Origin of the sequence: Bacillus sp. FSL H8-0545 (genome assembly GCF_038006105.1) — a bacterium.
Classification (GTDB): domain Bacteria; phylum Bacillota; class Bacilli; order Bacillales; family Bacillaceae_G; genus Bacillus_A; species Bacillus_A cereus_U.
On the sequence record NZ_JBBOUO010000001.1, the window covers coordinates 336,137 to 355,529 of the forward strand.

The following is a 19,393-nucleotide window of genomic DNA, read 5'->3' on the forward strand; positions in this document are numbered from 1 at the left end:
GATTTCTTACTATATATAATACAAGAAAATTCTAAAAATATATATAAATATAACGTAAAAAGAGAGCTCAAAATGTATTGAGCTCTAATAGTTATTTAATCGAAGAAGCAAATTGTTCTACAGTCGTTGTATGGTGTATGCGAACACGCTTCATTTTTAACAACTCATCAGGTTCACCCTTCGTAATGAATTGTCCAGGCTTCGTTGTTGTTGCAAATTGATAGTATTTCTTTGTTTCTGCGACAACTTTATCGTCTACATGACCGAATGGATAAGCAATTGCGATAACAGGCTTACCTGTTATTTTCTCTAGCTTTTCTTTTGATCCTTTTAACTCTTCGTCATAGTTTGTAATTTTCGGCAAGTCTGCATGTGTCGCTGTATGAGATTGTACAGAAAAAATACCTGAATCAACCATTTCTTTTATTTCAGATGTAGAAAGGGCGCCTTCTACATCAACGTTATCAACAATCATATATTCTGTTGCTGCTGGTTTAAAAGTATCATCTTTTAGCTTTTGTAAAATGCGAAATGCATTCATATTATTTTTCATACCGTCATCAAATGTAACGAAAACCGGCTTGTTTACATTATTAATATCGCCCCAGCGTTCAAATGTTAATAATGTATAACCATTGTCTTTTAAATACTTCATTTGTGCTTCAAAGTTAGCGGGTGATACGAATAAATCTTTAATACCTTGTCCATGATAATCATCAATTGCGTGGTACATAAGAACAGGAACTTTTTGCTCGAAAGTAATAGTAGATTTCGTAAGTGGAATAGCTTTTCCGCCCTCTGTTGTTCCTGTTGCTTCAATTTGATATTCACCGCGTTTTCCTTCGAATTCTTTTATATCAAAGGGAAGTGTAAATTGTTGATCTTTCTCTTTAGAAGAAAAAGATTTAGCACTTTCCTTTCCATCAGCAGTGCGCCAAATTTTATATTGTACTTCGGTTAAAGAATCCTTTATGTCTGTAATATGAATATTTGCGTTTGTAGATTCGTGCATAATGGAATTATAAGAAATTTTACCTTGTTCCCGCACCGTCTCTTCTTGCTTTTTGACCTCTTGTACCTTTTTCTCTTTTTTAGGTTCTTGGCTTACATTGCTAGTATTACAGCCTACTAGAATAGCAGATGTACATAAAGCAATCGCTGCGTATTTTCTCATAAAATCACCTTCTATTGTGTATTATGTTGCATACTTACATTAAAATCCCCACCGCTATAAGAGAGGTGGGGATATACCCTTGTTCATCATATCATTTTTAGATATGGGATAGGTTAGTGACTTTGAATAGCGGTAGTCTTTCGTTTCTTATTTGATTTGATAATGATATAACCTACTACAAAAATAAGAGGGATAATGAATACATAGATTGGCATTCCCCATACATAATAGCTTTTCATGCTTAAAACTAGTAAGTGTAAGAAATCGAAAAGGGCGTGGGCTTTCATAATATCCTCCAATGTATTTTTTTACAAATTATAACATTGTTCATTTGTAATTTGTATATTTTGGTAAATGATTTAAGTTAATTTTAAAGTAAGAGAAAGGTTTATTAATATGCAATTTTGCATATGTAGAGTAGTTTCTATTAAAATATAAGGGTTTTGGACTATAATAAAACCGCTATAAATTTAAGTAAGAATGATGTATGGAGTGGAGAATAGAAATGAAATATAAAAAAATAGTATATATCCTTCTCATATCGCTATTCATAGTCGGTTGTCAAAGTGAAACGAGTAAAGCGAATAGTGTGGAAGAGTATATTCCGCCGCATCTTATGAATGCGGAAGTTACAGCGGATATTATGACATTAGAGATGGATCCAGATGCTCTTAAAAAGGTAGGGAATATTGGTCAAAGAATGAGAGAGCATCTAGTGAATAATATGGAATGGTATTTAAAATACGTAGAAGAGCATGCAGAGAAAAAAAGTTTCCCATATCATCCTAATTTCGGTGTTACAAAAGAAGAGTATGAGTTTGTACTAAATGCAATTGATCAAAGTAAATTGGTTAATAAAAAGGATGGAAAGCTGAAATTCAAGAAAAAAAGTGACCATGAAGTAGAGATTTTTTCAAGTGAAAGTATAAAACTTCTTAAATATATAGTTATTGATACGGAGAAGAATACAGTAAAAACATCTCTAGGCGAATGTGAATATTTTGGAGAAATACTGGCATCGCCAGAACAGAAGTTAACTGGTCCTTGGCACGGAAAACAATGGATGTTAAAAAAAGATGACTTAATATATATGTTTTCTTTAGGGAAAATGGAAACAGGAAATAAATCAATTATTGATATTTCGGTGAAAGGTGAATATAAGGGAGAAATTATTAATAAGGAAGAGGCATTAGAGTTTTCTTCAGTTTCTTAAATGATGATAATAAAAAAATCACCTTGCTGTCTAAGCGAAGGTGATTTTTTATTAAATAAACAATCCAGCGATTGTTGCAGATAAAATAGAAGCAAGTGTTGATGCAAATAGCATTTTCCAACCAAATTTAGATACGATGCTTCCTTGTTTTTCAGAAAGGGCACGGATTGTACCAACAATCGCACCAATTTGGCTAATACTTGCGAAGCTAATTAAAAATACTGTAACGATTCCAACTGTACGTGGAGATAATGTTGCAGCAGCGCCTTTTAAATCAAGGATTGCTACGAATTCATTTAAGACAATCTTCGTACCCATAATACCACCAGCTGGGATGATATCTTGAGTTGGAATACCCATTAAGAATGCGAATGGAGAAAGTATATAACCGAAGATTTGTTGTAAAGTAACAGCATATCCCATTGCACCTGAAGCGGCGCTAATTACGTAGTTTACAACTTCCATAACACCAATGAAGGCAATCATTAATGCGGCAACGATACCAGCTACTTTTAACCCATCAAGCGCACCGTTAATCATAGCGCCGATAAAGCTATCTCCGAATAAGCTTCTATCAAATTTTTGAATCACTTCGTCTTCTTTTTTCGTATCAACTGGTGTTAATAACGAACAAACGATTAAGCTTGAGAATAAGTTTAGCGGAAGAGCTGCTAATACATATTTCGCATCTAACATCATAACGTATGATGCTGTAACAGAAGCAGAAACGGAGCTCATTGCTGAACAACAAATGATAAACATACGGTTTTTATTAAAATGCTGTAAATCGTTTTTAATAACGATTAACGCTTCACTTGAACCGAAGAATACAGAATTTACTGCGTGGAATGATTCAACGCGTGGTAAACCAGTAATTTTTGAAAGTGCACCGCCGACAATACGAACGATGAATGGTAAAACACCTAAATAACTAAAGATAGAAAGTAGTGCTGAGAAAAATACGATAATTAGTAATACGTTTAAGAAAAAGACAAAATCTCTTTGAATTCCATTAAAGAGAAAATCGACACCTGTCGTACCAAGTTTAATTAGTTTGTTGAAAACTTTACTAATGAAGATGATAATTTGCTGTCCGATCTTTGTGCCAAACATAAACCAACCGATTAAAATTTGGAAACTAATCATAATAGCAATTGCACGGAAGTTGATTTTACTTCTATTGTTTGACAAAGCAAAGCATAAACCTAAAACGACAAGAATACCGATAATGCTCATTACATATTGCATGTAGTTGCCCCTTTCAGAAGTTCGTATAAAGTTTTTACATAAAACGCTCGTTATATTACTAAAAATAAAGTAATGGAAGTTTCATGTCATACGTAAGATGTCTGACCTTTTTGAAAAATAAAAAAAAGACCCCTGTGGATTCACTTTCATCTATGAGAGAAAGCTAATCAATAGGAGTCCTTTTTATACATAGGCTAATATTCATTAGTTTTCCCCATAGTCCAGCAATTTAAGGTTGCCGGGTAGAAACTCTCGATCCATATTATCGACTATATATGAGGTAACATCGTCCGTATTAAATTAGTAGTAGCGTAACATTACTAGAGAACTATCGTCAATAGCTTTTTTTCTTCCAATAGAAATAGACCATATAAGTATGATAAAATGTAACGCAGTGTTATGAAAAAGAGAGGTCGGAAAATGAGTACAAAAATGACGCCACCAGTTGAAAAAAACGAGTTTATAGATGTAGTGTTTGAAGATTTAACACATGATGGTGCCGGTGTTGCGAAAGTGAAGGGATATCCTATTTTCGTAAAAAACGGATTACCAGGTGAGGAAGCACAAATTAAAATTATTAAAGTGAAGAAAAACTTCGCGTTTGGTCGTTTAATGAAGCTTCATCAAGAAAGTCCATATCGTAAAGATGCAGAATGCCCCGTGTACAACGAGTGCGGCGGTTGTCAACTTCAGCACTTAACATATGAAGGACAATTAAGAGCGAAAGAAAAACAAGTACGTGACGTTATGCAGCGTATCGGCGGACTAAGCGATGTTCCTGTTCATCCTGTACTTGGCATGAAGAACCCGTGGGTATACCGTAATAAAGCACAAGTACCAATTGGAGAACGCGAAGGTGGACTTGTAGCTGGTTTCTATCGTCAAGGAACGCATGACATCATTAATATGGAATCATGTTTAATTCAGGCGGAAGAAAACGATACATTAATTCAAGAAGTAAAACGTATTTGTGAAAAGAACGGTATCTCGGCGTATAACGAAGAGCGTAACAAAGGAACACTTCGCCACGTAATGGCCCGCTACGGACAAGTAACAGGGGAAATTATGCTTGTCTTTATTACACGTACAGCTGAACTGCCAAATAAAGAAGCAATCATTGAAGAAATCGCAGCGAAATTCCCAGAAGTAAAATCAATCGTTCAAAACGTAAACACGAAACGTACAAACGTTATTTTTGGAGACAAAACGACAGTACTGTACGGATCAGAATATATTTATGACTTTATCGGTGACATTAAATTTGCGATTTCAGCACGTTCATTCTATCAAGTAAACCCAGAACAAACGAAAGTGCTATACGATAAAACGTTAGAATACGCAAAGTTAAATGGTAACGAAACAGTAATCGATGCATATTGCGGAATCGGATCAATCTCTTTATTCCTAGCGCAAAAAGCGAAAAAAGTATACGGTGTTGAAATCGTTCCAGAAGCAATCGAAGACGCAAACCGAAACGCAGCACTAAACAACATGACAAATGCTGAATTTGGTGTAGGAGAAGCAGAAGTAGTCATTCCAAAATGGTACAAAGAAGGCGTAATTGCCGACACAATGGTCGTAGACCCACCGCGTAAAGGCTGTGACGAAGCATTACTAAACACAATCATCGATATGAAGCCAAAACGCGTCGTATACGTATCATGTAACCCAGCAACATTAGCACGCGACTTAAAAGTACTAGAAGAAGGCGGATATAAAACGCAGGAAGTACAACCTGTTGATATGTTCCCGCATACGACTCATGTGGAGTGTGTGGCTTGGCTTAAGTTGGTATAATAAAAAAGCAGTTGATATAGAAAAAATCTATACCATCTGCTTTTTGGTTTATAAAAATACCATTCATAAGCGATTTTAGTTAAAATAAATATTGCTGATTTTCACAAATTATAAATTGAGAGTTTAAAGATGTATTCATAGTGAGAGGATTTGAATTTGAAATGATAGATAATTTTTGGCGTGATTTACCACGACCATTTTTTGTACTTGCACCAATGGAAGATGTGACAGACGTTGTTTTCCGTCACGTAGTAAGTGAAGCTGGTTGCCCAGATGTATTCTTCACAGAGTTTACAAACTCGGATAGCTATTGTCATCCAGAAGGTATGAAAAGTGTACGTGGCCGTTTAATTTTTACAGAAGATGAACAACCGATAGTGGCGCATATTTGGGGAGATAATCCTGAATATTTCCGTCAAATGAGTATTGGTATGGCAGAGCTAGGATTTAAAGGTATCGATATTAATATGGGCTGCCCTGTACCGAATGTGGCATCAAGAGGAAAAGGTAGTGGCCTTATTCTACGTCCAGACGTTGCGGCAGAACTTATTCAAGCAGCAAAAGCGGGCGGACTACCTGTCAGCGTAAAAACACGACTTGGCTTTAAAGAGTTAAGTGAGTGGGAGGATTGGTTAACGCACATTTTTAAACAAGATATTGCAAACCTTTCTATTCACTTACGTACAAGAGAAGAAATGAGCCAAGTAGATGCGCACTGGGAACTAATTCCGGAAATTAAAAAATTACGTGACCGCATTGCACCAAATACGCTAATAACAATCAATGGAGACATTCCTGACCGTCAAACTGGAATGGAACTTGCTGAAAAATATGGTATTGATGGCGTTATGATCGGACGAGGTATCTTTAAAAATCCGTTTGCCTTTGAAAAAGAACCAAGAGAGCATAGCAGTAAAGAACACCTTGATCTTCTAAGACTACAGCTTGATCTTCAAGATCAATATGCAGAAGTACTACCACGCTCAATCACAGGGCTTCATCGCTTCTTCAAAATTTATGTAAAAGGATTCCCTGGAGCTGCTGAACTAAGAAATCAATTGATGAACACGAAATCAACAGATGAAGTGCGTGCGTTGTTGGATAAGTTTGAGGCTAGTGTTGATAGGGATGGAGATAGTGAAACAGTGTAACTTTTGAAAGTTAGAGGGGATGGGCTGTAGCGATTTTATGAGTGTTTGTTTCATTTTAATTAAGGTGAACCGTATCATAAGTAAGTGAGGTATTCTATGTAAAACAAGGGTAAGAAAAGAATACAGGAGAAAATCGAAAATGGCAGGTTGGTCTTGATTTTCACTGATATTATCATGTTTATTTTATTATGCCTATAATTGGAGGCCATGTGAATGTTAAGTGATCAGGCGAGATATTCTAGGCTCGCGAATATAACAAAAATAATAAATACAAAATTAGAACTACGTGAAGTATTGCAGCGTGTAACAATGGCGATATCAGAGGAGATTGTTAGGTGCAACGCTGTTGGAATTTATTTACCCCAGGAAGATGGAACATTTAGAGGGTTTGCAGGAAAACCAGAGACCATAAATGGCGTAACGCTTGATACTCAGGTAATTGATCCTGAAATAGACTTACTGGCAAAAGAAGTTATTGAAACCCAAAAAACCATCTATATCCCTGATACCTCAAAGGATCATCGGCCGGATCCGAGACCAGTTGATGCGTTCAAAATTAAGTCCTTATTAGCTCTGCCTATCCCATTTGGGCAAGAGTTATTTGGTCTGGTTTTTTTATTTGATTATGGAGTTCCAATGAACTTAACAGATTCAGAAATTCAAAGTGTTGAAGCTTATGTAAATATGGCTGCGGTCGCAATTCAAAACGCAAATAATTTAAAACAAAAGGAAAACCTTATTGCCGAGAAGCAACTGTTACTAAATGTTACCCGTGATTTATCAATGTGTTCCTCGATACAGGAGAGTTTTGATAAATGTTTTTTTTACTTAGGACAGATTTTAGAGAGTAAAAACATGGCTGCCCACCTTTTAGACCCGCTAGACAAAACAACGATTAAAGCAACGAAGTTAAGCAAGGACTGTTATTGGACAGAAGCGGATTGGATGGAGAAAAGCTATGAAGTCAAGATCCAAGAGGTTATTCAAACAAAAAATATAGATAGTAAGGGTCTACTGATGATTCCATTGGTTTCAATGGGAGAAGTATTAGGGGTAATCGTCGTTGGCAAAGAGGGAAAAGCTCACAATTACGATAATTCCCAAATTCAACTGGCAAAATCTATCGTTGATGCCACAGCTCCTACGTTTTCAAACTTGTTATATATGGATCAACTTGAAAGCATGGTGGAAGAGCGGACGAGAGAACTAGCTGCTGCTAATGAAAAAGTTACAAGTGTGATTGAAAGTATTACGGATGGATTCTTTACTTTGAATAATAAATGGGAATTTACGTACGTAAATAAGCATCAATATTTTCCACAAAGAAAAACAGCAAAAGATGTATTAGGTAAGAATATATGGGAGGTTTTCCCGAGTAGCGTCGACGCAGTTATGTATAAGGAATTTCATCGTGCAATGTCAGAGCGAACTACAGTTCATTTTGAATTTTTTTCTATCTCTGATGAATATTGGCACGAAGTTATTGCATACCCGTATGATGATGGTATTTGTTGTATTTTTAAAAACATAACGGAAAAAAAGCAATATGAGCAGGAATTGAAAAGGTTATCCAACATAGATTTAATAGGGCAAATGGCAGCAGGTATCAGCCATGAGATTAGAAATCCAATGACAACAGTACGAGGATTTTTGCAGTTATTAAAAGAAGAGCCCACCTATGAGAAACATAATAAGTACTTTAATTTAATGATTGAAGAACTTGACCGTGCCAATTCTATTATTACTGAATTTCTCTCAATGGGTAATACAAAGAAATCGGATTTGCAGATGTTAGATTTAAATTTAATTATCCACGATATTATTCCTTTAATAAAGATTGATACGTATAATCAAAATAAATATATTCAAGTCGATACAAATGACATTCCGGAATTACTTTTAAATCGTAATGAGATACGACAATTATTAATAAACCTATACCGTAATGGCTTAGAAGCGATGAGCACAGGGAAAGTTCTAACCATTAGCACCTACAAGGAAGGTCAAAATTGTGTGGTGCTTGCAGTGCGGGATCAAGGAAAAGGTATCAGGCCTGAAGTATTTGAGAAACTGGGTACTCCATTTTACACGACCAAAGATAATGGAACTGGATTGGGGTTAGGCATATGTTATGCCATTGCTGCCCGTCATAATGCAAAAATAGAAATTCAAACAGGATCGGAAGGCACTACCTTTTTTGTTAAATTTAATTATGAAAATAATGAACAATAACCTCATTTAGATTAGTTACGGTGAACCGAACCACAAATAAAAAGTAAAACATAAGTAAACATAATCAATATATTTCACATGAATTTTGCGTAACATTCATGTTTGAGTTGCCCACTAAATTAGAGTTGCATAAAAAGAAATGGACTAACCTATATCAGGTTAGTCCATTTTCAAGTGTGTTAATTAATAGTAAATTCCCATCCGTAATTTCGCACGATTATCCCATCTTTTTTGTGCTTTTTGGAGCTTTTTGGTATTAAATCCTGACTCTCCATATGTATATTCTGTTAGCATTGGGTCCTCGTGTCCGAAGTTTCGTTCATCATCTTTATAACCAATTAGATAATTCAATATTGATTCCCTCCCATATTAACTCTAGTATTATTATAATTTAATTGGGTTAAAATGGATAATTAAAAGTACCTAAACAACATATGTTGCTGTTTTAAAATCATCCCCAAAAGCATTAATCCACCTAAGACTACAAAACCAACCTCTAAAATGTTAAAGTAGTAACTTAACGACATTCATTTACACATGCTAAAAGCATTACTATAATCAACATTTCAGGAGGACAAACAATGGCTATAAGCAATAATGATATTTTAATTAGAGTAAGATATGCTCTGGATATAAAAGATATAGATATGGTGGAGATATTTAAACTTGGTGGCGTTGAAGTAACAAAAGAAGAAGTGCGAAAGATGCTGACAAAATTAAAAAACAGTTACTATGATGAAGTTAACGATGATAGTGATGTGGTTGAATATGATTACGAAATAAAATGCAATAATGTTATGTTAGAGTCATTTTTGAATGGTTTTATTACTTTTAAAAGAGGAAAACAAGATCCAAAACCAGGGCAATCGGATAGACAAGCGATGTCTTTAAAGAGTAATGGAAGTGTTAATAATCTCGTTCTAAAAAAATTGAAGATAGCACTATCATTAACAAGTGAAGATATGCTTGATATATTAGAAGACGTAGGAGTCATCGTAACAAAAGGGGAATTAAGCGCTCTACTAAGAAAAGAAGGCCATAAGAATTACAAAGAGTGCGGTGATAGATACGCAAGGAATTTCTTAAAGGGATTAGCTGTAAGCTATAGAGGATAAGAAATAAGCATTGTAACATTTATGTTAAAACAGTAAATGATATAATAGGTAGAGTAGGACGTTTGTAGCCTACTCTTTTTTATTTGTAAAAATAATTATGAACGAATACGTTAGGTGATGAAATGGTACATACATATTTAGGTGAGACAATTAATTTTCATATAACTTATAAGAAGAAAAAGTCCGTGCGTCTTTATGTAGATTCTTACGGTAATGTTGAAGTGCAAGCTCCGAAAGGGACACCTGTTGAATACTTAGTCCAGTTGCTAGAGGAGAAATGGGATTGGATTCAGAAAACACGTAAGGAAATGCAGGAGCGGGCGCTTGGACCACAGGAAAAGGATTATGATCAAGGAGAGGGCTTTCTGTATTTAGGGAGTACGTATCCGATACAGATTTCTCAAGATGCAAGTATTACGCAAGACAATGCAGTTTTTGAAGGGGATAAGCTACACATTTATGTGAATGAGCTTAAGGATGAGAAAATACAACAAGCTTTAAAACGTTTTTACTATAAACAGTGCAAGGCATTAGTAGAAAAGAGTATTAAAGCACATCAAAGCAACTTTAAAACAAAGCCTCGTTCTATTCGTATTACAGATAGTAGTCGTACGTGGGGAACTTGTGATTCAAATCTACAACTAACATTCAATTGGAAGCTAGCGATGGCACCACAGCAGGTAATTGACTATGTAGTTGTTCATGAAATGTGTCATATGGTTCATTTAAATCATGATCGATCTTTTTGGCGTCTTGTTGGGAAGATAATGCCTGATTATAAGGAAATGGAAAACTGGTTAGCGTTATCGAGTTGGAAGATGACGGTTTAGTAATGCGCTTTATATAGGTTGCGATTATTGTAAATATTTGTCGGTAAGTCGATATATTTCAAAAATCGCTGATATATTTGGAGTTGCGGTCGATATATTTCAAAAATCGCTGATATATTTGGAGTTGCGGTCGATATATTTCAAAAATCGCTGATATATTTGGAGTTGCGGTCAATATATTCAAAAAATCGCTCATATAATCTCATTTACCAGGTAATTATTGAATGAGGAGAAAGTAAAAGGAGATGTCACAGTGGACATCTCCTTTTACGGGTGTAGGAATTATCGTCCAAACTTCACAACGAAATTCCCATCTATTTTCTCCATCTCATATCCACGATACCCCTCCGAAAGTAACGCTTGCTTTTCACTAACATCACTCATCGGAATATCTTTAACATCCGTCCAATCTCTTTCTATATCCCCACGCAATTCCTTCACAAAAACATACCTCATACTCCCACCATACTTCTCCTTCAATGCAGCAATTTCCATTCCTTGCGCGAACTTATCTTTTAAACTAGGAATGTTAAAAGGTGCAACGGTGCAGCAAACGTAATCGTATTTGCTGTCTTCTTTTTGTAATTCGTCCATAATGACTGTGGCTAATATTTTTTGCATACCATTTCCTCGGCAGCTTGGATGAACGTTTGAGATTTCTTGATAGATGACGCGGTGTAGCTCGCTTTCTGGTAGGCCAATATCAAGTCCTAAATGTTCATCGTCGATAGGAGGGACTAGTAGGGCACGAAATGCGATGAGTTCGTTTTGTATAAAGGCACCGATCATCATTCCGTTTCCTTCTAGAATGTATTGAAATTCTTCTAGCGAGAGTGGTTGTAAACGACCTTTATCTTCTAGCGCTTCAACTACAACGTTTTGTAATGATAAAATTTGTTCCATATGTTCTAAAGATAGTAATGTAACGTGAAATGGATCGTTGTTTTGTTTTAATTTTCCTTCGTAAAGAATCGTCATGTGTTAGTCCTCCTTTAGCGTACAACGTCTTGAAAGACGGTTAGTTCTTGTAATGTACTTTCGTTTATTTCAATGCCGAGTCCCGGCTTTTCGTTTAAGCGAATAAATGGTACGTCGTAATGTAAGTTTCCGATGTCTTTCGTGAATTTTAATGGTCCTGTCAGCTCGACGCTAGTAATGATTTTTTTTGAGAAAGCGACATGGAATCCTGCGGAAGAGGCAACAGATGATTCGACCATGGATCCAACTTGGCATTCAATGCCTGCCATTTCAGCTTGATGAGCGAGTTTTACAGCTGGATATATGCCGCCGCATTTCATTAGTTTTATATTCACTTTATCAGCTGCGTCTAATTTAATAATTTGGCGCATTTCACGAGAGCCTTTTAATCCTTCATCAATCATAAGAGGAAGATCTGTTTTAGAACGAATGTGAGCCATTGCGTCAATATCATCGGCTACAACAGGCTGTTCAATCCAGTCGATGTTTAAATGTCCTAATGAACGAAGTGCTGTTAATGTGTTTGCGCTATTTTTCCAGCCTTGGTTTACATCAACGCGAATCGCGATATCATTTCCTACACGTTCACGTACAGCTTCAATTCGTTTTACATCTTCTTGTACATTCGTGCCGACTTTCATTTTGAAAGATTGGTAACCTTTCTTAATCATAGAGGCAGCTTCTTCAGCCATATTTTCGGGACCTGCAATACTTAAGACGTGAGTGACAGGAAATTCTTCATGGTAGCGTCCGCCAATTAATTGATATACAGGTTGATTTAATTTTTTACCCAGTATATCAAAACAAGCGATATCAATCGCAGCTTTCGCAGTAGGAATACCGTAAATTGTATTGTCCATCATATCGTGTATTTTCTCGATATTCATTGGGTTTTGTCCGATAAGAGCAGGAGCTAGTGTATGTTTTAAAACATGGAAAGTACTTTCCCATGATTCACCTGTAACGTGATCATCGGCAACGCCTTCGCCGTAACCGATAATACCTTCATCTGTTTCCATTTTGACGATAATAGAAGGCATATCAGAATAAGAACCATAACTAATAACAAACGGATCGCGAAGCGGTAAACGAATTGCGTAAAGGTGAATAGCTGTAATTTTCATTGAATAAAGACCCCTTCCTGTTTACAATGGTTTTGTACATTTGATATAGTTGACGTTAAATAGTCGTTAATTAATGATAAGGAGTTAGAGAAAATGATGATAAAAATTGCAGTTGTCGGTTCAAAAGAGTTTATGGAGAATCTTTTACCTATTGCTCATAAACTAGAAGAGATAGAGATTGATCCATATATTTACCTTCACCCGGCAGAATCTTCTGAAATATTAAAGCGTTTAAAACCTTGTGATGTTATCTTTTTCTCAGGTGCTTTACCTTATTATATGGCAAAAGAAATAAGAGAACAATTACGAATTCCAAGTACGTACTTACAGCAAGACGAGACAACTGTCGCATCTTCACTCCTTTCTATAATATATCATCAAAGTATCCAACCTCATAAAATTTCAATTGATTTAGTAGATTGTTCGTTTATTACAAATGTGTTCCATGATATCGGTCTGAAAGAAACGCCGCAAGTGATGGATTATGAAAATATGTTATGGAGTAATGATGAAATTAAGAGCATCATTGATTTTCATTTAGCTAAATATCAATCTGGAGAGGTCGATTTAGCTTTAACTAGTATTCACGCTGTCTACGACGAACTTCAAAAAATAGGTATTCCTTCAGAGCGTATGATAGACCCGACGCAATCAATTATACACGGGTTAAAAGATGCAAAAATAAAAGCTGAGTTAGCAAAAAGCCATTCAGCTACTGTTGGTGCTTGTATTATATCCTTTATAGAGTTACAAGAAAGCTCGCTTGAAAAATTAAATGTAATTTCAAAAGAATTACGTGGTTCATTTAAACAAGTTGATGAAATGACTTTTATTTTGTATACAACTCGTGGTGATATCGAATCGAGTACAAAAACAAATACAATAGATCGTTTATTTACGAATATAGAAGGAGCGGTATCTATTGGATTTGGTTACGGAAAAACAGTAAATGAAGCGGAACAAAATGCAAAAATCGCTCAAGGTTTCGCAAAAAACAATCCGATAGAGCGCCGCTTTTATATACTAACAAGTGATAAAGAATTATTTGGTCCGTTCCCGAAAGAACAGAGAGTACAAAGTTTAAAAAACGATAATCCTGAATTAATGAAAATAGCGAAGGAAACGAAGCTTAGTCCTGCAAACCTGTCAAAAATTATTCAATTTAGTCAGTCGCATCCATCATTGAAATTTACAGCGGCCGATCTTTCTGAATACTTACAAGTGACTCGGCGATCGACGGAAAGGCTGTTAAAGAAATTAGTTGATTACAGGTATGCCAATATTTGCGGCGAGGAAATGCCCTATCAACAAGGGCGCCCTCGTGCAATATATGAGCTGAATTTACCATTGTATTCGTTTCAAAAATTTTAAGCTTCTAGTTGCGCTTTTTGTTTTTTCAATAGGTCTGCTTTTTCAATATCCGATAGCTTCGTAATTGTGAAGCCAGTTATACCATAAATGATTGAAATAATAGGTACGATGAAATTCAATATAGCATAAGGAGCATATTCGAATGCGCCTACTCCAAGTGTTGCGAGTATAAATACACCACATGTATTCCAAGGTACGAAAACAGAAGTTAATGTTCCACCATCTTCTAATGCTCTGGATAAGTTTTTAGAATGTAGTCCTTTTTCTGTGTACGCATTTGCATACATTCTTGAAGGAACAACAATCGAAATATATTGTTCAGAGCAAGTAAGATTCGTTGCAAAGCAAGATGCGATAGTAGAAGCGATAAGTCCTTTTGATGATGTCGCTAATTTTAAAATTTGATTTACAATTGAGCGAAGAATGCCAGTATGTTCTAGTACTCCTCCGAAAGTCATAGCGACAATTGTCATAGAGACTGTATTCATCATCGAATCTAAGCCACCGCGGTTAAATAGTTCGTCTACTAGCTTGTTTCCAGTGTCTATGACAAATCCAGTTTGGAGTGCACCGACAGATGCTGAGACAGAACCACCTTGAATAAAGACTTGTGATAAAAATCCTAAAATAATACCTACGAGAATAGCTGGTATAGCTGGTACTTTTTTAGCGACCAATACCATAACGACTACGGGTATGATTAATAGGAAAGGCGAGATAACAAAGTTTTGTTGCAATACTTGTAACGTTTGATCGATGCTTTTTGCATCAATATTGTTATCACCGAAGCTTCTTCCTAATAAAGCATAGACGATAAGAGTAATAATTAAACCTGGAATTGTAGTAAATAACATATGACGAATATGTACGAATAAATCTGTATTTGTTAATCCTGCGGCTAAGTTTGTTGTGTCTGAAAGCGGTGACATTTTATCGCCAAAATAAGAGCCTGAAATAATGGCACCAGCAACCATTGGAGCTGGGATTCCCATACTTAGGCCAATTCCCATTCCAGCAACACCAATTGTTCCCATTGTAGACCAAGAGCTACCGATTGCTAATGCAACGATAGAACAAATAATTGTAATTGAAACTAAAAATAGTGATGGAGTTAAAAGTTTTAAGCCGTAATAAATCATAGTAGCGACGATTCCGCCGCCAATCCAAGCACCGATCGTTAAACCTACAAGAATAATGATAACGATAGCGGGTAATGCGAGACGAATTCCTTTATACATCGATTCTTCAATGTCATTCCATTTGTAACCGTATCGCCAAGCGACGATCGAAGCAACGGTTGTACCGATAATAAGTGGGACGTGAGGGCTTTGTTCTAATACAACAATTGTAACCATCATAACTGCAACTGTAATGATAATAGGGATTATTGCTATGCCAAAAGGTATTTCTCTTTTCATAAACTGCCTCCTCATTATGTATGTTTGTATTTTTAGAATTGTCGCAAAATAGACGTTATTAAGTTATAATAACTAAAAATAGATGTAAGCGTCAACATAAAAACAGAAAATATCGAATGTTCTATTTGTATGGATATCTTTATAAGATGAGTTGAAATCGGGTATTAACGGTATTAAAAAATAAATAATTGACTTTTTTCTTAAAATTCAATATGTTCATAAAAACATCTGTTTTTCATAAGTATAATTAATCTGAATGGTTTGTAATTAGGGGAAGGAGAATGAAGCTTTGAAAACATTAGAACTACAAGAGCGTTTAACTGAAATTTTTCAGCATTTACATGAAAACCCTGAAGTAAGCTGGAAGGAATATGAAACGACAGCTTATATTACTAACTTTCTAAAAGAAGAAGGAATTTCATATAAAATATTTGATGATTGCCCTGGCGTGATTGCTGAAATCGGAAGAGGGAATCCAGTTATCGCGATTCGTGCTGATATGGATGCACTATGGCAAGAAGTAGACGGAGAATTTAAAGCGAATCACTCATGCGGCCACGATGCTCATATGACGATTGTGATGGGCCTTATTTTACAATTGAAAAATATGAGATGGGATAGCGGTACTGTTAGATTTATTTTTCAGCCGGCAGAGGAAAAAGGAAATGGTTCCTTAAAGATGGTAGAGAAGGGCGCCGTGGATGATGCTGATTTCTTATTTGGTGTTCATTTAAGACCGATTGAAGAACTGCCTTTGAAACAAGCTGCACCATCTATTCGTCACGGAGCAGCAGGATTTTTAGAAGGTATGATTCATGGAGATGATGCACACGGGGCACGCCCGCATCAAGGTATAAATGCAATTGATGTCATTTCGATGATCAATATTGGATTGAAAAATATATGGTTACCGCCGCAGACGTCTTATTCTGTTAAGATGACGAGATGCCAAGCTGGTGGTGATAATCTAAATATTATTCCAGGTAACGGACATTTTAGTTTAGATGTAAGAGCAGAAAATAACATATTACTAGATGAATTGAAGCGAAAAATAGAGCAAGTAATTCAGTCAGCTGAATCAATGGGATCTAAACTTTCTTATGAGTGGATTGATCTCGCACCAGGAGCTGAAGTGTCAGAAGAAGCTGAGCGTTTCATGCGAAAAGGTATTCTTGAAGTATACGGGGAAGAGGGATGTACTGGACCACTGTATACGACAGGAAGCGATGATTTCCATTACTACACAGTGAAGAGACCGCATTTAAAAGCTGTCATGCTTGGACTAGGGGCGAACTTACAACCTGGATTACACCATCCGTATATGAAGTTTGATCATAGCTGTATAATGGATGGAGTAGAAATATTGAAACAGACTGTATTGAAAGTGCTGGAAGACAGGGGCTAGAAAGCTCCTGTTTTTTGTAGGAATTTGTCGTTAAGTCGATATATTCGATTTTGCGGCGGTATAATTTCACGTACCAATTAATTTGATGAAAAATTCTCCTCTAGTACATGGTGTATAATAATAAGTACCATTTGTTAATAGGAGAAAAAAATGAACGAACAATATTACGATGCTGTATTAAATATAAAAACCGTTGGTGAGCAAAAAGGGTTTAATAAATCTATGCACTATCACCGTTATGAACCGACACCGTATAGCGGGTTGGATGAGTTATTGAATCAATATGAAATAAAAAGTAGCGATCGAATTGTAGACTTTGGGTGTGGAAAAGGGAGATTGAATTTTTACATGCACCATAAGTGCGATGCATCAGCGGTTGGAATTGAAATGAATGAAGCGTTTTATAAAGAAGCAATGGAAAACCGTGAGCGTTATGCAAGGAAGGTAAGAAACAGTAAAGATAAAATTCAATTTGAATGTTGTTTAGCACAGGAATATGAGATTGATCCACGTGATAACCGGTTTTATTTCTTCAATCCATTTTCTGTCCAAGTGTTTATGAATGTAGTAAATAACATTTTGCTTTCGGTAGAGGAAATAGAGAGGAAAGTGGATATTATTTTATACTACCCTTCTGAAGATTATATTTTCTTCTTGGAGAATCAGACTGCTTTTGAATTGAAGAGAGAAGTTAGATTACCGGGTGCTTATGATAAGAATGGGAATGAGAGATTTTTAGTTTATACATTAGGATTATAAAAAAAGCAGGTGCCTTGGCACCTGCTTTTGTAAAACTCACGTCTATATAATTAGTTACGGATTAAGTAATCAAATGCACCTAAAGCTGCATTCGCACCTGAACCCATAGAGATGATGATTTGTTTGTACGGATTATTTGTACAGTCACCTGCACCAAACACTCCTGGTACGTTTGTAGCGCCGTGCTTGTCTGTTACGATTTCACCGCGAACGCGTTCAACTGTTTCGCCTAACCAGTCTGTGTTTGGCACAAGACCGATTTGAACGAACACACCTTGTAATTCAACGTGATGAACTTCTTCAGTTTCACGATCGATGTAAGAAATACCGTTTACTTTGTCAGTACCAGTGATTTCTTTCGTTTGAACGTTTTTCAGAACAGTTACGTTAGGTAAGCTGTTAAGACGTTCTTGTAATACAGCATCAGCTTTTAATTCTGGCATGAATTCAAGAACAGTTACGTGCTTAACAATACCTGCTAAGTCGATAGCTGCTTCAATACCAGAGTTACCACCGCCGATAACCGCTACGTCTTTTCCGATGAATAATGGACCGTCACAGTGTGGGCAGTATGCTACACCTTTGTTTTTGAACTCAGCTTCACCCGGTACGCCAACATTACGCCAGCGAGCACCTGTTGAAACGATTACGCTCTTACTTTTCAGAATAGCGCCGTTTTCAAGTTCCACTTCAATAAGTTCTTTTTTCTCTAAACGTTTCGCACGTTGTAGATTCATTACATCGATGTCGTATTCTTTTACGTGCTCTTCAAGGCTTGCTACTAGCTTAGGACCTTCAGTGCGTTTTACGCTGATGAAGTTCTCAATACCCATAGTATCCATTACTTGACCACCGAAGCGCTCAGCAACGATACCAGTGCGGATGCCTTTACGTGCTGCATAAATTGCTGCACTTGCACCAGCTGGGCCGCCACCAACAACAAGAACATCGTATGGATCTTTATCAGAAAGCTCTGATGCATCTGGACCGTTACCCATTTTAGCTAAAATTTCTTCAAGTGTCATACGACCACTTCCGAAAGATTCGCCGTTTAGGTAAACAGTTGGTACTGCCATGATGTCTTTGCTTTCTACTTCCTCTTTAAATGCAGCGCCATCAATCATAGTATGTGTAATACCAGAGTTTAGAACGCTCATTACGTTAAGAGCTTGTACAACATCAGGACAGTTATGACAACTTAGGCTGATATAAGATTCAAAATGATATTCGCCTTGAATGTTTTTGATTTGATCGATTAATTTTTGTTCAACTTTTGGAGCACGTCCACTAACTTGTAGTAAAGCTAACACTAATGAAGTAAATTCGTGTCCTAATGGAATACCAGCGAATACGACACCAGTGTCTTCGTCAGGGCGATTTACGCTAAAGCTTGGTGTTCTCTCTAGTTCAACTTTTTCTACTGTAATCTTAGATGACATAGTAGCTAATTCATCTACTAGAGCTAACATATCTTTAGATACGTTGTCTTCTCCTGCGCTTACTTTAAGTAAAATATCGTTCTCCATTAACTGAAGGTATTGGGATAGTTGTGTTTTTATATCTGCATCTAGTATCATT

At 36.2% G+C, this 19,393-nt stretch carries 16 protein-coding genes and 1 riboswitch; of the genes, 9 read left to right on the top strand and 7 right to left on the bottom strand.

Annotated elements, in window-relative coordinates:
- Positions 1–91: 91 nt before the first annotated feature.
- Positions 92–1,174: a polysaccharide deacetylase family protein gene (locus tag MHI07_RS01845; RefSeq protein WP_340821614.1), complete on the bottom strand. Its 1,083-nt coding sequence runs from the start codon at positions 1,172–1,174 to the stop codon at positions 92–94.
- Positions 1,175–1,679: 505 nt separating this feature from the next.
- Here MHI07_RS01845 and MHI07_RS01850 point away from each other — a divergent pair.
- On the top strand, positions 1,680–2,387 hold the full coding sequence (locus MHI07_RS01850; protein WP_340821617.1) for a hypothetical protein: 708 nt from the start codon (positions 1,680–1,682) through the stop codon (positions 2,385–2,387).
- 51 nt (positions 2,388–2,438) lie between these two features.
- On the opposite strand, the gene MHI07_RS01855 is transcribed toward MHI07_RS01850, so the two are convergent.
- A complete protein-coding gene (locus MHI07_RS01855; RefSeq protein ID WP_002201948.1) occupies positions 2,439–3,635 on the bottom strand; it encodes a NupC/NupG family nucleoside CNT transporter in 1,197 nt (398 codons plus the stop codon).
- Positions 3,636–3,832: 197 nt separating this feature from the next.
- Positions 3,833–3,934: riboswitch (purine riboswitch) on the bottom strand.
- A gap of 121 nt (positions 3,935–4,055) precedes the next feature.
- On the opposite strand from MHI07_RS01855, the gene rlmD reads away from it, so the two are divergent.
- The 3 genes from rlmD (at position 4,056) to MHI07_RS01870 (ending at position 8,815) form a co-directional block, all read left to right on the top strand.
- Positions 4,056–5,432 (top strand): 23S rRNA (uracil(1939)-C(5))-methyltransferase RlmD, encoded by a 1,377-nt coding sequence (gene rlmD, locus MHI07_RS01860; protein WP_340821620.1) that lies wholly within the window; start codon positions 4,056–4,058, stop codon positions 5,430–5,432.
- A 161-nt stretch (positions 5,433–5,593) separates the two neighbouring features.
- A complete protein-coding gene (locus tag MHI07_RS01865; RefSeq protein ID WP_340821623.1) occupies positions 5,594–6,583 on the top strand; it encodes a tRNA dihydrouridine synthase in 990 nt (329 codons plus the stop codon).
- Between the two features lie 213 nt (positions 6,584–6,796).
- Complete coding sequence (locus MHI07_RS01870) at positions 6,797–8,815, top strand: GAF domain-containing sensor histidine kinase (RefSeq protein ID WP_340821625.1); 2,019 nt, start codon at positions 6,797–6,799, stop codon at positions 8,813–8,815.
- Between the two features lie 183 nt (positions 8,816–8,998).
- Here MHI07_RS01870 and MHI07_RS01875 read toward each other — a convergent pair whose 3' ends face one another.
- Entirely contained in the window at positions 8,999–9,166 is a 168-nt protein-coding gene (locus MHI07_RS01875; RefSeq protein WP_340821628.1) for a hypothetical protein, read from the bottom strand.
- A gap of 230 nt (positions 9,167–9,396) precedes the next feature.
- On the opposite strand from MHI07_RS01875, the gene MHI07_RS01880 reads away from it, so the two are divergent.
- Entirely contained in the window at positions 9,397–9,930 is a 534-nt protein-coding gene (locus tag MHI07_RS01880; protein WP_002159471.1) for a YehS family protein, read from the top strand.
- Between the two features lie 122 nt (positions 9,931–10,052).
- Positions 10,053–10,760, top strand: coding sequence for a M48 family metallopeptidase (locus MHI07_RS01885; protein ID WP_002159470.1), 708 nt, complete (start codon positions 10,053–10,055; stop codon positions 10,758–10,760).
- 282 nt (positions 10,761–11,042) lie between these two features.
- Here the strand turns inward: MHI07_RS01885 and MHI07_RS01890 are convergent, their stop codons facing one another.
- Both MHI07_RS01890 and MHI07_RS01895 read right to left on the bottom strand, forming a co-directional pair.
- Positions 11,043–11,738, bottom strand: coding sequence for a GNAT family N-acetyltransferase (locus tag MHI07_RS01890; RefSeq protein WP_340821632.1), 696 nt, complete (start codon positions 11,736–11,738; stop codon positions 11,043–11,045).
- Positions 11,739–11,752: 14 nt separating this feature from the next.
- Positions 11,753–12,862: a mandelate racemase/muconate lactonizing enzyme family protein gene (locus MHI07_RS01895; protein ID WP_215580445.1), complete on the bottom strand. Its 1,110-nt coding sequence runs from the start codon at positions 12,860–12,862 to the stop codon at positions 11,753–11,755.
- 93 nt (positions 12,863–12,955) lie between these two features.
- On the opposite strand from MHI07_RS01895, the gene MHI07_RS01900 reads away from it, so the two are divergent.
- Positions 12,956–14,233 (top strand): transcriptional regulator, encoded by a 1,278-nt coding sequence (locus tag MHI07_RS01900; protein ID WP_340821636.1) that lies wholly within the window; start codon positions 12,956–12,958, stop codon positions 14,231–14,233.
- On the opposite strand, the gene nhaC is transcribed toward MHI07_RS01900, so the two are convergent.
- Positions 14,230–15,651 (bottom strand): Na+/H+ antiporter NhaC, encoded by a 1,422-nt coding sequence (nhaC, locus tag MHI07_RS01905; RefSeq protein WP_002063594.1) that lies wholly within the window; start codon positions 15,649–15,651, stop codon positions 14,230–14,232. The two genes, MHI07_RS01900 and nhaC, sit on opposite strands and share 4 nt — an antisense overlap.
- Before the next feature lie 289 nt (positions 15,652–15,940).
- On the opposite strand from nhaC, the gene MHI07_RS01910 reads away from it, so the two are divergent.
- Together MHI07_RS01910 and MHI07_RS01915 are read left to right on the top strand one after the other, a co-directional pair.
- A complete protein-coding gene (locus MHI07_RS01910; protein ID WP_002159466.1) occupies positions 15,941–17,056 on the top strand; it encodes a M20 peptidase aminoacylase family protein in 1,116 nt (371 codons plus the stop codon).
- Between the two features lie 150 nt (positions 17,057–17,206).
- Positions 17,207–17,815, top strand: a complete 609-nt coding sequence (locus tag MHI07_RS01915) for an SAM-dependent methyltransferase (protein WP_002159465.1) — start codon at positions 17,207–17,209, stop codon at positions 17,813–17,815.
- 50 nt (positions 17,816–17,865) lie between these two features.
- Here the strand turns inward: MHI07_RS01915 and ahpF are convergent, their stop codons facing one another.
- Entirely contained in the window at positions 17,866–19,392 is a 1,527-nt protein-coding gene (gene ahpF / locus MHI07_RS01920; protein ID WP_340821640.1) for an alkyl hydroperoxide reductase subunit F, read from the bottom strand.
- Between the last annotated feature and the right edge of the window lies 1 nt (position 19,393).